Annotated in this window: 10 protein-coding genes; 4 read left to right on the forward strand and 6 right to left on the reverse strand. The window is 66.9% G+C overall.

The features are described 5' to 3' along the window. Window positions 1-61 precede the first annotated feature (61 nt). Window positions 62-2617, reverse strand: a complete 2556-nt coding sequence (gene clpB / locus OH799_RS22830; RefSeq protein ID WP_406267618.1) for an ATP-dependent chaperone ClpB — start codon at window positions 2615-2617, stop codon at window positions 62-64. 311 nt (window positions 2618-2928) lie between these two features. Between clpB and OH799_RS22835 the strand changes: the two genes are divergently transcribed. From OH799_RS22835 to OH799_RS22850, 4 genes are all read left to right on the forward strand, one after another. After that, window positions 2929-3864, forward strand: a complete 936-nt coding sequence (locus tag OH799_RS22835) for an NADP-dependent oxidoreductase (RefSeq protein ID WP_406267621.1) — start codon at window positions 2929-2931, stop codon at window positions 3862-3864. A 62-nt stretch (window positions 3865-3926) separates the two neighbouring features. Then, the gene (locus OH799_RS22840; protein ID WP_406267624.1) at window positions 3927-4811 is read left to right on the forward strand and encodes an LLM class flavin-dependent oxidoreductase; all 885 of its coding nucleotides are present in this window, start codon (window positions 3927-3929) and stop codon (window positions 4809-4811) included. Between the two features lie 230 nt (window positions 4812-5041). Further along, window positions 5042-6199, forward strand: a complete 1158-nt coding sequence (locus OH799_RS22845; protein WP_357259368.1) for an FAD-binding oxidoreductase — start codon at window positions 5042-5044, stop codon at window positions 6197-6199. Between the two features lie 30 nt (window positions 6200-6229). Beyond that, complete coding sequence (locus OH799_RS22850) at window positions 6230-6994, forward strand: FAD-binding oxidoreductase (RefSeq protein WP_406282407.1); 765 nt, start codon at window positions 6230-6232, stop codon at window positions 6992-6994. A 205-nt stretch (window positions 6995-7199) separates the two neighbouring features. On the opposite strand, the gene OH799_RS22855 is transcribed toward OH799_RS22850, so the two are convergent. The 5 genes from OH799_RS22855 to dnaK all read right to left on the reverse strand — a co-directional run bounded on the left by OH799_RS22855 (window position 7200) and on the right by dnaK (window position 13070). Continuing rightward, complete coding sequence (locus OH799_RS22855; RefSeq protein WP_406267628.1) at window positions 7200-8369, reverse strand: FAD-binding oxidoreductase; 1170 nt, start codon at window positions 8367-8369, stop codon at window positions 7200-7202. Between the two features lie 548 nt (window positions 8370-8917). Then, window positions 8918-9316: a heat shock protein transcriptional repressor HspR gene (locus OH799_RS22860; protein ID WP_357259363.1), complete on the reverse strand. Its 399-nt coding sequence runs from the start codon at window positions 9314-9316 to the stop codon at window positions 8918-8920. Beyond that, window positions 9316-10476 carry a molecular chaperone DnaJ gene (gene dnaJ, locus OH799_RS22865; RefSeq protein ID WP_406267631.1) on the reverse strand — a complete coding sequence of 387 codons (1161 nt, stop codon included), beginning with the start codon at window positions 10474-10476 and terminating at the stop codon, window positions 9316-9318. Before dnaJ ends, OH799_RS22860 begins: the two co-directional genes overlap by 1 nt. 24 nt (window positions 10477-10500) lie before the next feature. Then, the gene (gene grpE, locus OH799_RS22870) at window positions 10501-11226 is read right to left on the reverse strand and encodes a nucleotide exchange factor GrpE (protein ID WP_406267634.1); all 726 of its coding nucleotides are present in this window, start codon (window positions 11224-11226) and stop codon (window positions 10501-10503) included. After that, window positions 11223-13070 (reverse strand): molecular chaperone DnaK, encoded by a 1848-nt coding sequence (gene dnaK / locus OH799_RS22875; protein WP_406267636.1) that lies wholly within the window; start codon window positions 13068-13070, stop codon window positions 11223-11225. The genes grpE and dnaK overlap by 4 nt, the downstream gene beginning before the upstream one ends. Window positions 13071-13425 lie beyond the last annotated feature (355 nt).

Here is a 13425-nt window from a genome sequence, read left to right on the forward strand (position 1 = left end):
CGCTCGGAAGTAGGGATTGGGCCGATGAGGATGCGGTGAGTGGCGATCGTGGTGTTGTCAGTCAGCGCCCGACAATCAGGCCATCACCGTCAGGGCTGACGGTTACCTTGACCGCGTCGCCGTCGGTGATTTCGCCCGCCAACAGCTCCTTGGCCAGGGTGTCTCCGATGGCCTGCTGGATCAGCCTGCGCAGCGGACGCGCGCCGTAGACGGGGTCGTAGCCGCGCACGGCGAGCCAGAACCTGGCCGAGTCGCTGACGTCCAGCTGCAGCCTGCGCTGTGCGAGTCGCTTCTGCAGCTGGTCGAGCTGGATTTCGACGATGCTCTCCAACTGTTCCTCGTCGAGCGCGTGGAATATGACCACATCGTCGAGGCGGTTGAGGAACTCCGGCTTGAACGCCGAACGCACCGCGTTCATGACGTGCTCACGATCACTGCCCGCGCCCAGGTTGGAGGTGAGGATCAGGATGGTGTTGCGGAAGTCGACCGTGCGGCCCTGTCCGTCGGTGAGCCTGCCCTCGTCGAGCACCTGCAGCAGGATGTCGAACACATCCGGGTGCGCCTTCTCGATCTCGTCGAACAGCACGACCGTGTACGGCCTGCGGCGCACCGCCTCGGTGAGCTGACCGCCTTGGTCGTAGCCGACGTAGCCGGGTGGGGCGCCGACCAGCCTTGCGACCGCGTGCTTCTCGCTGTACTCGCTCATGTCGATCCGGACCATGGCGCGCTCGTCGTCGAACAGGAAGTCCGCCAACGCCTTGGCCAGCTCGGTCTTGCCGACGCCGGTCGGGCCGAGGAACATGAACGAGCCGGTCGGCCGGTTCGGGTCGGCGACACCGGCGCGCGCCCTGCGCACCGCGTCGGACACCGCCTGCACCGCCTCGGACTGCCCGACCACGCGTCGTCCGAGCTCCTGCTCCATCCGCAGCAGCTTCTGCGTCTCGCCTTCCATCATCCGGCCCACCGGGATGCCGGTCCAGGAGGACACCACCTCGGCGATGTCGTCCGGGCCGACCTCCTCCTTGAGCATCACCTCGCCGTCTCCCGCTGTCGCGGAAACCTTTTCGGCCTCGGCGAGCTGCTTCTCCAGCGCGGGGATCCGGCCGTATCGCAGCTCGGCCGCTTTGCCCAGATCGCCATCGCGCTCGGCCCGGTCGGACGCACCGCGCAGCGATTCCAACTCCTCTTTCAACACGCGGCCCTGATCGATCGCGCTCTTCTCGTTCTGCCAGCGTGTCATCAGCTGGTTCAGCTTCTCGCGGTCGTCGGCGAGTTCCTGGCGCAGCTTCTCCAGACGCTGCTTGGAGGCCTCGTCGGTCTCCTTACTCAGCGCGACCTCTTCGATTTCCAGGCGGCGCACCGCGCGCTCGACCTCGTCGATCTCGACCGGGCGCGAGTCGATCTCCATGCGCAGCCGCGAGGCCGATTCGTCGACCAAATCGATCGCCTTATCCGGCAGGAAACGGGAGGTGATGTAGCGGTCGGACAGCGTGGCCGCGGCCACCAGCGCGGAATCGGTGATCCGCACGCCGTGGTGCACCTCGTAGCGCTCCTTGATGCCGCGCAGTATGCCTATGGTGTCCTCCACCGACGGCTCCCCGACCAGCACCTGCTGGAAACGCCGCTCCAGTGCGGCGTCCTTCTCGATGTGCTTGCGGTACTCATCCAGCGTGGTCGCGCCGACCATGCGCAGTTCACCGCGCGCCAGCATGGGCTTGATCATGTTGCCCGCGTCCATCGCCGATTCACCGGTGGCGCCCGCGCCGACGATGGTGTGCAGTTCGTCGATGAACGTGATGATCTGACCCGCGCTGTTCTTGATGTCCTCCAGCACCGCCTTGAGCCGCTCCTCGAATTCACCGCGGTACTTCGCGCCCGCGACCATCGCGCCGAGGTCGAGTGCGACGACGGACTTGCCGCGCAACGACTCCGGGACGTCGCCGGCCACGATGCGCTGGGCGAGGCCCTCGACGATCGCGGTCTTGCCGACGCCCGGCTCGCCGATCAGCACCGGATTGTTCTTGGTGCGACGGCTCAAAACCTGGACCACACGGCGGATTTCGGTGTCCCGGCCGATCACCGGGTCGAGCTTGCCGGAGCGGGCGGCCTCGGTGAGGTCGGTGGAGTACTTCTCCAGTGCCTGGTAGGTGCCCTCCGGATCGGGGCTGGTCACCCGGGCGCTGCCGCGCACGGCGGTGAACGCCTGGCGCAGCGCGTCCGCGGTGGCGCCGTACTTCCTGAGCAGTATCGTCACGTCCGAGTCGCCCTCGGCGAGGCCGACTATGACGTGCTCGGTGGAGACGTACTCGTCACCCAGTTCGGTGGCCAGACGCTGGGCGGCAGTGATCGCGGCAAGGGCCTCGCGGCCGAGGTTGGGAGTGGTGGTGGCGCCCGTCGCCCTCGGCAGCCGGTCCACGATGTCCTGTGCCTCGCGCCGCACGGTCGCCGGATCCGTTCCGACGGCCTTCAGCAAGGGTGCGGCTATGCCGTCGGTCTGGTCCAGCAACGCCACCAGCAAGTGCGCCGGACGAATCTCCGGGTTGCCCGCGGAGGAGGCCGCCTGCAGTGCGGCCGTCAGGGCCGCCTGGGTCTTGGTGGTGGGATTGAACGAGTCCACAAGTCACCTTCCTACTAGTCGATTCCCACGGCGCCGAGCGGATTCCGGGTGCGATCACCGATCGAAGCCGTCGCAGCCGGGCGCCGTTCCTTACCGTTCAACGTTGGAAAGGTTGAGTCTGTTCCGCTCAAGTTCAATATTCTTGTTCGAGCCGCTACCGCGTCGATGCCACACCGCCGGATCAGGTCGAACGCTACGCCGCGACGTGCCCGAATGCGACGAATCACCGCGTTGGCACCCTCGGGATGCCTACGATGACCACGGCCGTCAGTTGATGCAGCACTCTTCAGCCCGAATCAAGGAGCGAATGGATGCGCGCGATCGTGGTACGGAAGTTCGGAGCCACGCCAGAGGTGGCCGACATGCCGATGCCCGAACCCGGGCCGGGAAGCGTGCGGATCCAGCTCGAGGCGGCCGGGGTAAATCCGTTCGACCAGCGCATGGCCACCGGATACCTGGACGGCAAACTGCCGCACGACTTTCCGATGATTCTCGGGGTGGACGGCGCGGGCACCATCGCCTCGCTGGGCCGGGGTGTCAGCCGGTTCACCGTCGGTGACCGGGTGGTCGGCAAGTTCCTCACGCCGCCCGCCGGCCACGGCAGCTTCGCCGAGTACGCGGTGCTGCCCGAAGGCGCCACGCTCGTGTCGATCCCGAACGGCGTCCCGACTGTCACGGCGGCGGCATTGCCGACCGCGGGCGTCACCGCGCAGGACCTCGTGGACGCCGCCCGGATCGAACCCGGCCAGACCGTGCTGATCGTCGGGGCCACCGGCGGTGTCGGCTCGTTCCTTGTGCAACTAGCCAATATCGCGGGCGCGCACGTCATCGCGACCGCGCGCGGTCCGGCCGCCGACCAGATGACCAGGCTCGGCGCCGCGGAGACGGTCGACTACACCGCGGGTCCGGTCCGCGACCAGGTCACCGCCACGCATCCCGGCGGCATAGACATCCTGTTCGATCTGGTGAGCCCGCCCGAGGCTCTGACCGAGTTGACCGCACTGGTCCGCGACGGCGGGACCGTCTACTCCACCATCGGGTCTGCCTCCGAGTACGCGTTGCGCGCCAGGGACATCAAGGGCGGCAACATGGAGTCCAAGGGCCGCGCACTGGAATTGTCCCGGCTCATACAGCGCGTCGCCGACGGCGACGTGGTGGTGCCGATCGACGCGACCGTCCCGCTCGCGGACGGTCCCGCGGTGATCGGCGCGCACGGCGCGCGCGGCAAGACCGTGCTCGCCATCTGAGAAATCCGGACCACCCCGCGCCGGGAAAGGCAGCTTCTCGCGCAAACGCCCGGAGGTGTGTGATGAGCACCCGCCCCGCCGAATTCGGCCTGTTCCTGATCCCAGAGGCCGACAACTATCGACAAATCGCCGAACTGACCACGTACGCCGACACGACCGGACTCGACCTGATCGGCATCCAGGACCATCCCTACCAGCGCCGTTTCCTGGACACCTGGACGCTGATCACCGCGCTGGCGGCACAGACCACGCGAGTGAGCCTGTTCCCCGACGTCGCGAACCTCCCGCTGCGCGATCCGGCAATGCTCGCGAAATCCGTTGCCTCCTTGGACCTCATCAGCAACGGTCGAATCCAGCTCGGCTTGGGTGCCGGCGCGTTCTGGGATGCCATCGCCGGTATGGGCGGACCCCGCCGGACCGGCGGCGAAGCTGTCCGAGCCCTGGCCGAGGCGATCGCGGTGATCCGCGCGATGTGGAGCGAGGAACGATCGGTCCGCGTGCCGGGCGTCTTCTACTCGCTCGCCGGTGCGCATCCCGGCCCCCGCCCACGGCACCGCCCTGGCATCTGGCTCGGCGCGAAGGGCCCGCGCATGCTGGAGCTGACCGGCCGGCACGCCGACGGCTGGCTGCCCTCGGCGGCCTGGGCGCCGCCGGAGTTCCTCACCGAGGCCGGCAGGCGGATCGACGACGCCGCCGTCGCGGCGGACCGAGACCCGCTGTCGGTGCGCCGGATCTACAACGTGTCCGGGACCATCACCGCGGACGGTTCCGATCAGGGCTTTCTGGAAGGCCCGCCCGAGCGCTGGGTCGATGACCTGCTTGCGCTGCATCGCGACCAGCGCATCGACGGATTCGTCTTCTGGCCGACCGAGGGGGAACCGGTGGAACAGATCCGTCGTTATACCGAGCAGGTCGTGCCCGCGGTCCGTGTCTGCAGCGAAGGTTGACCGGCCGGAACGAGCCATTCATTCCACACGATGCCGTGTGGTGATCGGCTACGGCCGGACGGCGGCACGGGTCAGCAACCCCCGCGATTTGCCCACCGGTTACCCTTCGGCCGGGTCTTGCCGACCATACTCACACGACCACGGGCTTTTCGGGGATACTTGTTCGGCGGAGGACCGCCGGTAACGGATAACGTCCCCGGACAGAACTGAGGGAAAGGAAGCTCCACGTCGTGGATGCGCGTTCGGCTGCGCTGGTCCGCGCCAATTTCCGTTCGGTGATCGAGTCGCCGAATGGACCCGAGCGGTTGGTCAGTGCGTTCTACGGTCATATGTTCGCCGAGACCCCCCGGCTGCGCGAACTATTTCCGCCCGCCATGGAAATGCAGGCCAAGCGGGTCGTCACCGCCGTCCAGTACGTGCTCGATCACTTGGAGGACTGGGACCGGGCACAGAGCTTCCTGGAACAGCTCGCCCGCGATCACCGCAAGTACGGCGTCCAGGCGGAACACTACGACGTGGCGGGCCGCGCTCTGCTTGCCGCGTTCCGCGCGTACAACGGCCCCGCCTGGCACCGCGGTTTGGAGGAGGGCTGGCGTGACATCACCATCTTGATCTCCGCGTCCATGGCTATCGGCGCCAATTCCGACAAGTCCCAACCGTACTGGGCGGCGACCGTGGTCGGTCATCGCCGCGTGCTGGAGGACCTGGCCATCGTGCGCCTGCAGTCCGACGGGCCGATTCCCTACCAGGCCGGGCAATACCTGCCGGTCACCGTGCCGCAGCGACCGAAGATGTGGCGCTACTTCTCGCCTGCGATCCCGTCCAACCCGTACGGCGAGATCGAGTTCCACGTGCGCAAGATTCGGGGCGGGTGGGTGAGCCCGGCGATCGTCAACGAGACCAGGGTGGGCGACCGGTGGCGAATCGCTGGTCCGCTCGGCGGCCTGCACGTCGACCGGGACAGCGGCCGTGACGTGCTGATGATCGGCGCGGGCACCGGCATCGCGCCGTTGCGGGCCCAGCTGATCGAGATGGGCCAGCGTGGCATCAACCCGCGGGTGCATTTCTTCATCGGCGGCCGATACCCCTGCGACTTGTACGACGTGGAGAACATGTGGCAGCTCTCGCAGAGCAACCCGTGGCTCACCATCGTGCCCGTGTGTGAGCAGAAGACCAACCCGTGGTGGTACCCGCACCCGCCTCAGGACGCACCGTACGGCATGCACCGGCGCTTGATCGGTAACCTTGGCGCTGTAGTCGCGAGCTTCGGCGCGTGGGCGGATCGGCAGATCCAGATCGCCGGATCGGCGCGGATGATCGCGGACACCCGGCGCGCGCTGATCGCGGTCGGTACGCCGGAGCAGATCATCAGCTGCGACCCTGTGTAAGTGAAGGAGGCCCCCTTGGGGGACCCGGGCATGCTCGGTAACGGTGCGCATCAGGCGCCCGAATGGACCTCGACCGTCGTCGGCCATCATCGGCTGCGCCACGACCTCGCGGTAATCCGTTTGATCGGCGAGTTCGTGCCGTTCGCCGCGGGCCAGTCCGTCGAGGTGCAGGTGCCGCAACAGCCCGGCGTGCGGCGCAGGCTCTCGCCCGCCTTGCCGCCCTCGCTGGACGGCAAGCTGGAGTTCCATGTGCGCACCGTGCCGGGCGGATGGTGCAGCGGCGCGATCGTTGCCGACACCCAGCCGGGCGACGCGTGGCGGATCGGTGCTCCGCTCGGCGCGTTCACGGTCGACCCGGACGGCGACGAGGTGGTGATGATCGCGGGCGGCACGGGATTGGCGCCGATGCGCGCGCAGATCCTCGACCTGGCCCGCAAGCCGGACCCGCCGCCCACCTACCTGTTCATCGGCGGGCGGTCGCCGCGCGACCTCTACGCCGCGGACATGCTGTCCCTACTGGCCGGTGAATTGCCATGGCTCACTGTGATTCCCGTGGTGGAAAGTCTGGAGGATCCCGGCTGGGTGGACGAGTGGTACGAGCAGTCCCGCGTCGACATCGGTTTCCCACCGGACGACATGCTGCACGGCACGCTCGCCGACGTCCTCGGGTCGCATGGCGCGTTCCTGAATCACCAGGTGCTGGTCTGCGGCTCACCCGCCATGGTCCAGACCACCCTCGACCGACTGCTCGAAACCGGGACTCCTGCTGAGCAAATCCAATTCGAGGGAATCTGAGCTGTGTTCGGTTTGCCGCGCCCGGGCGCGGCATGCTTCGCGAGCCTCGCGCCGCCGAGGGAAGTCGTCCGGCTCATCAGGCAGGAACCGTACGGCACAGCCCCGGGTCGGACGCACCAGAAATCCCGCGGACCGAGCCCGCACGTCAGAGCAACACGCAACCTCGCACAGCGCGAGTCTTACGAGCGCGTTCGCGGTCAACAATTCAGAACAGCGGGTCGTGGCGGATATTCTTCGCGGGTATCCCGGCCGCCATCAGCCGGAACTTCGTGGTCTGCACCATCGACGGCGAACCGGCGATCTGCACATCCCGGTCGGCCCATGCCCCGAAGCTCGCGACAACCTTGCCGATCTGACCGGTGACCCGAGGTTCCAAGCCGGGCCGAAGTGGTTGGGGTCCGTCGGGTTCGGTATACCACCAAGGGTTTTCGTCGTGCTCGGTGACCGGCGTCACGGTGAGCCAGCGGTTGGCCACCGCCAGGTCGTTCAGCGTCTCCAGGTCGTAGAGATCGCATGGGTTGTGGCCGCCGACGAACAGGTGAACCTTCGGGTTGACACGTCGCTGCGCCATCGCCATGAGCTGTGCGCGTAGCGGTGCGAGGCCGGTGCCGCAGCCGATCATCAGCATCTTGCGCTTGAGGTTGCGCGGTACACCGAGGCCGCCGAGCGGCGAGCCGAGTAGCCACTGGTCGCCGACAGCGGTCTGGCCGACGATGGCCGAGCTGACCCAGCCACCCAGCACGCCGCGGACGTGGAATTCGATCTCGCCATCGGTGTCGGCGGGCACGGCGGGCGAGAGATAGCGCCACATGCGTGGCCGCGACGGAATCTGCACGCTCACGTATTGGCCGACGGAGTATTGCATGGGCTGGTCGAGTTGCAGCCGGACGATGGTCAGGTTGCGCAGCACTTCCCGGCGCTCGATCACGGTGCCGGTCCAGATGGGCGGGGTCGTCTCCTTCTCCGCCGCACCGATCATGGTGTCGGCGATGATCTTCAGGCCCTCGTCCCACGCCTGGTCGACCTCGTCGGTCCACATCTCAGTGCCCGCGAATATCTGCACAGCGGTCTTCAGCGAGGTGGCCACCGCGAGGTAGTGCTCGGCTTGTACGCCGTATTTGCGGTGATCCCTGCCCAATTGGGCGAGGAAGGGAAGCAGCTTGTTCGGCTCCTCCAGCCGGTCGAGAGCGTACGCGATCGCCTTGACGAGGCGATCGCGCTGCGCGTCCATGGCGGCCGGAAAGAAATCGCGGACCTGCGGGTAGTCCGTGAACAAGATCGCGTAAAACGATCTCGCCAGTTTCTCCGACCCCCCTTCCTCCGCAGCAACCGCCTTGAAAGTTGTTCTGATCAAAGCGACAGTGCGCGAATCCATTTGTTTCACAACCCCATTTCGCACTCGAACACAAACCGTGCCGGCGAGTGCGGTGCTGCGGGACACTCGACAGCAGTCGATGGTAACGAAGTGTAGGCGAGGTTTGCCAGCAACGGAGTCATCCGCTCGAATTTCTCGTATGTAATTCCGTCGAAACGAGGACAGGAAACAAGACACGCCAGAGAAACCGACTGGAAGACGGTCGATCTGGCGAAAAATCAGTCGTGCACTCGCCGAATCCACAAGGGTGGCTTGGAAAATTTCATCCCGGTCGGTCTGTTGCAGCGACCTTGGGGCAACATGCGTGATGGGTGAACGGAGATCAGAACGAGTAAACGACAAGGACACCGCCGACCGATCGATGGCCGAATCAACCGGTGGGCTCGACACCGAAATGGCTTGACTCGAACAACTTCCCCGGAACATGTTCTGGTTTACTGTCGGCTAACGCTGAAGTGAGCACCAGCGTCCGGAAACGACAGCGGGCCCCCGGCGCCGAATCGCGGTTCGCGACCCGTGGCCGGAGGCCCATCGGTGTGCCGACGTCGTCAGCGCCGGTTGCGCGGCTTCCAGACAACCAACGCCGTGCTGCGTTGCGGCGGCGAGAGATCGGGCCGGTAGCCCGCCCGCAGCCGCTCCAGCTCTGCCGACAGTTCGGCGACATGCTGGCGCAGTTCCTCCACCTGATTGGTCAGTTCGATGATGCGTTTGATGCCCGCCAGGTTGACACCCTCGTCCTGGGACAGCCGCTGCACCTCGCGCAGCAGCTCCACATCCCGTGCCGAGTAGCGGCGCCCACCGCCCGAAGTGCGTTGCGGCGTCACCAGTCCCAGTCGGTCATACGTGCGCAGTGTCTGCGCGTGCATGCCCGCGAGTTGGGCCGCCACCGAGATCATGAAGAACTCGGCACGCGAACCGGCGGACGCGTTCTTCGGATCCGACGACATCACGCACCCGCCCATCCCGCACGTGGGTCGAATCCGCTCGCCTTCTCCGCCTCCTGGTAGCGCTTCAGCGCATCGATGGCATCGCTGTCCAGCTTCTGTGGCACCGCGACCTTGACGGTGACCAAAAGGTCACCGGCACCGCCGCCGCGCTTGAGTACGCCACGGCCACGCACCCGCAGGATGCGGCCGTCGACAGTACCAGGAGGCACCTTCACGCCGACCCGGCCCTCCAGCGTTGGCACGGAAACCGTTGTGCCCAAGACCAATTCACTGTAACTGACCGGAAGCACCAGGGTCAGGTCGTCGCCGTTGCGGCCGAAGACCTTGTCCTGGCTGACGTGCACAGTGACATACAGGTCACCCGACGGCGCACCGCGCAGCCCCGCCTCACCTTGGCCGGCCAACCGGATCCGCTGCCCGTCACTGACTCCCGGGGGAATCCGCACCGTAATGGTGCGCGTGCGGTTCTGGATCCCGCTGCCGCGGCAGTCGGTGCAGGGGTCGTCGATGATCGAGCCGGTCCCACGGCAATCGTCGCACGGCTCGCTGAAGCCGAACGCCCCCTGGTTGCGGCTGACGACGCCGGTTCCGTTGCAGAGGGGGCAGACTCGTGGACTGGTCCCCGGTTTTGCGCCGCTGCCGTGACACGTAGTGCACGGCGACGGGCTTGTCATCCGCAGCGGAACCGTGACGCCCTGTGCCGCTTCGCGGAAACCGAGCGTTGTCTCGGTCTCCACGTCGGCGCCGCGCCGCGGGCGGCTCGCGGTCCGCGTGCCGCCCCGGTTGAACAGACCACCGAACAGGTCACCGAGGCCACCGTCGCCCGCGTTCGCGCCGCCGAAAATGTCCCCGATGTTGAATTCCTGCGAGAAGCCGCCGCCGGCGCCGGGAGTGAATCCGCCGCGACCGTAACCACCGCCGCCCGCGAAGAGCTTGCGGGTGTCGTCGTACTCCTTGCGCTTGGCCGGATCCGACAGCACGGCATGCGCCTCGCTGACGGTCTTGAACCGCTCCTCGGCCTTGGTGTCGCCAGGATTGGCGTCCGGGTGCAAGTCGCGCGCGAGCTTGCGGTACGCCTTCTTGATCTCATCCTGCGAGGCGGCGGAGGAAACACCCAGCTCCTTGTAGAAGTCCTTTTCGATCCACTCCCGTTGGCTCACCGAGCATCTCCTCCTCTCGCGTTCTTATCGGTCGCTCGTGTCGGCATCAACGTCCGATGCCTCTTCCGTCGGCCGATCGGCGGTCTCCGCCAGATCGGCTACGCCATCGGTTACCCCGACGAGCGCGTGCCGAAGCACCCGATCGCCGAACCGATAGCCCTTGCGCATAACTATGCCGATCACCGGGTCATGCCCAGAGCCCTCGTGCTGCACGGCCTCGTGCAGGGTCGGGTCGAAAGGCTCACCCTCCGAACCGAACTCCTCGAGGCCCTGCTTCTGCAGCGCGGCCGCCAGCTTGTCGGCCACCGACCTCAGCGGCCCGGACTCCAGGTCCCCATGCGCCCGAGCCCGGTCGAGATCGTCGAGTACGCCGAGCAGTTCGGTGACCACCGATGCCTTCGCGGCGTCGGTGGCAGCCTTGCGGTCGCGCTCGACGCGGCGCCGGTAGTTGGCGTACTCCGCGGTCAGCCGCTGCAGATCGGCGGTGCGCTCGGCGAGCTCGCCGCCGATGGTGTCGGCGAGCGTCTCGGTCTGGGGCGCACCGTTGCCCGCGGCGGGGCCGGGTTCCGCCGCAGCGGCGGGGCCGGGTTCCGCCGCAGCGGCGGGGGCGGGTTCCGCCGCGGCGGCGGGGGCGGGTTCCGCCGCGGCGCCGTTGTCCGCGGCCTGCTCGCGGATCTCGCCGGTCTCCGGGTCGACCTTCCGGTTGTCGACGAAGGTGATCGGCTCCTGTTCGGAGTTGCCCTGTGTCACTTCTTCTCCGTGTCGACCGGCTCGTCCACGACCTCGGCGTCCACGACCTGGTCATCGTCCGCGGAACTCGACGCACCGTTGCCGGATGCGGCGGCATCCGCCGCCGATGCCTCGTAGATCGCCTGGCCGAGCGCCTGCGACTCGGTCGCCAGCTTTTCGACGGCCGCCTTGACCGCGGCGATGTCGGTGCCCTTCAGCGCCTCGTTCGCCTCACCGATGGCCGCCTCGACCTTGGACTTCACGTCCGCGGGGACCTTGTCCTCGTTGTCCTTGATGAACTTCTCGGTCTGGTGCACCAGCGACTCGGCCTGGTTGCGGGTCTCGGCCTCCTCGCGGCGGGCCTTGTCCTCGGCGGCGTGCGCCTCGGCGTCCCTGACCATCCGGTCGATCTCCTCCTTGGACAGACCGGAGCCGTCCTGGATCTTGATCCTGTTCTCCTTGCCGGTGCCCTTGTCCTTCGCGGTCACGTGCACGATGCCGTTGGCGTCGATGTCGAAGGTGACCTCGATCTGCGGTACGCCGCGCGGGGCGGGCGGGATGCCGGTCAGCTCGAAGGAGCCGAGCAGCTTGTTGTGCGAGGCGATCTCGCGTTCACCCTGGAACACCTGGATCTGCACCGAAGGCTGGTTGTCGTCGGCCGTGGTGAAGGTCTCCGAACGCTTGGTCGGGATCGTGGTGTTGCGCTCGATGAGCTTGGTCATCACGCCACCCTTGGTCTCGATACCCAGCGACAGCGGGGTCACATCGAGCAACAGGACGTCCTTCACCTCGCCCTTGAGCACACCGGCCTGCAGGGCGGCGCCGACGGCGACGACCTCGTCCGGGTTCACGCCCTTGTTGGGCTCCTTGCCGCCGGTCAGTTCCTTGACCAGATCGGAAACGGCGGGCATCCGGGTGGAGCCACCGACGAGCACGACGTGGTCGATGTCGGACACCTTGATGCCCGCGTCCTTGATCACGGACTGGAACGGCGCACGGGTGCGGTCGAGCAGGTCCGAGGTGATCTTCTGGAACTCGGCGCGGGTCAGCTGCTCATCGAGGAACAGAGGGTTCTTGTCCGCGTCGACGGTGATGTAGGGAAGGTTGATCGAGGTGCTCTGCGAGGAACTCAGCTCGATCTTGGCCTTCTCGGCGGCCTCACGCAGCCGTTGCATCGCCATCTTGTCCTTGGTCAGGTCGATGCCCGAGCTGCCCTTGAACTTGTCGACCAGCCACTGCACGACCCGCTCGTCCCAGTCGTCACCACCGAGGTGGTTGTCGCCGGAGGTGGCGCGGACCTCGACGACGCCCTCGCCGATCTCCAGCAGCGAGACGTCGAAGGTGCCGCCACCGAGGTCGAAGACCAGGATGGTCTGTTCCTTGTCACCCTTGTCCAAGCCGTACGCGAGCGCGGCCGCGGTGGGCTCGTTGACGATGCGCAGCACGTTCATGCCCGCGATCTGGCCGGCTTCCTTGGTCGCCTGCCGCTGGGAGTCCTCGAAGTACGCGGGGACGGTGATGACCGCGTCGGTGATCTCCTCACCGAGGTAAGCCTCGGCGTCACGCTTCAGCTTCATCAGCACGCGGGCGCTGATCTCCTGCGCGGTGTACTTCTTGTCGTCGATGGCCACGGACCAGTCGGTGCCGATGTGCCGCTTGACCGAGCGGATGGTGCGGTCGACGTTGGTGACGGCCTGGTTCTTGGCCGGCTGGCCGACCAGTACCTCGCCGTTCTTCGCGAACGCGACGACCGACGGGGTGGTGCGCGATCCTTCCGAGTTGGCGACGACGACCGGCTCGCCGCCTTCGAGAACGGCGACGACCGAGTTCGTGGTCCCGAGGTCGATTCCGACCGCACGAGCCATGGTGGTTCCTCCTAGTTGACGTACTTATCTGTGTCGGTGCCGGGCGAAGAGCCGCCCAACGGCACCTGGTGGGTGCCGCGAGACCTCGCCCCAAGCACCACACGGAGCACGGTCCCAGCAACGCTGAGCGTGGTCGACTCAATCTTGCACCCATTGGACACCGGGAGTCAACTGAAACTTGAGCCACACACACTCAATGTTGCCGTACAGCTCAACGAGCGACCGCCGCGATTGATTCCCGCGACCCGAAATCAGGGCGGCGCGCAACCCGAAGGACTTCAGCGAGTGCGGCCGGATGGGTGCCCGGTCGAGTCCACTGGCCGTCGCGACCTTCCGCGAGCCGCACGAGCGTCGC

This window comes from Nocardia sp. NBC_00881, from assembly GCF_045207455.1.
GTDB lineage: Bacteria > Actinomycetota > Actinomycetes > Mycobacteriales > Mycobacteriaceae > Nocardia.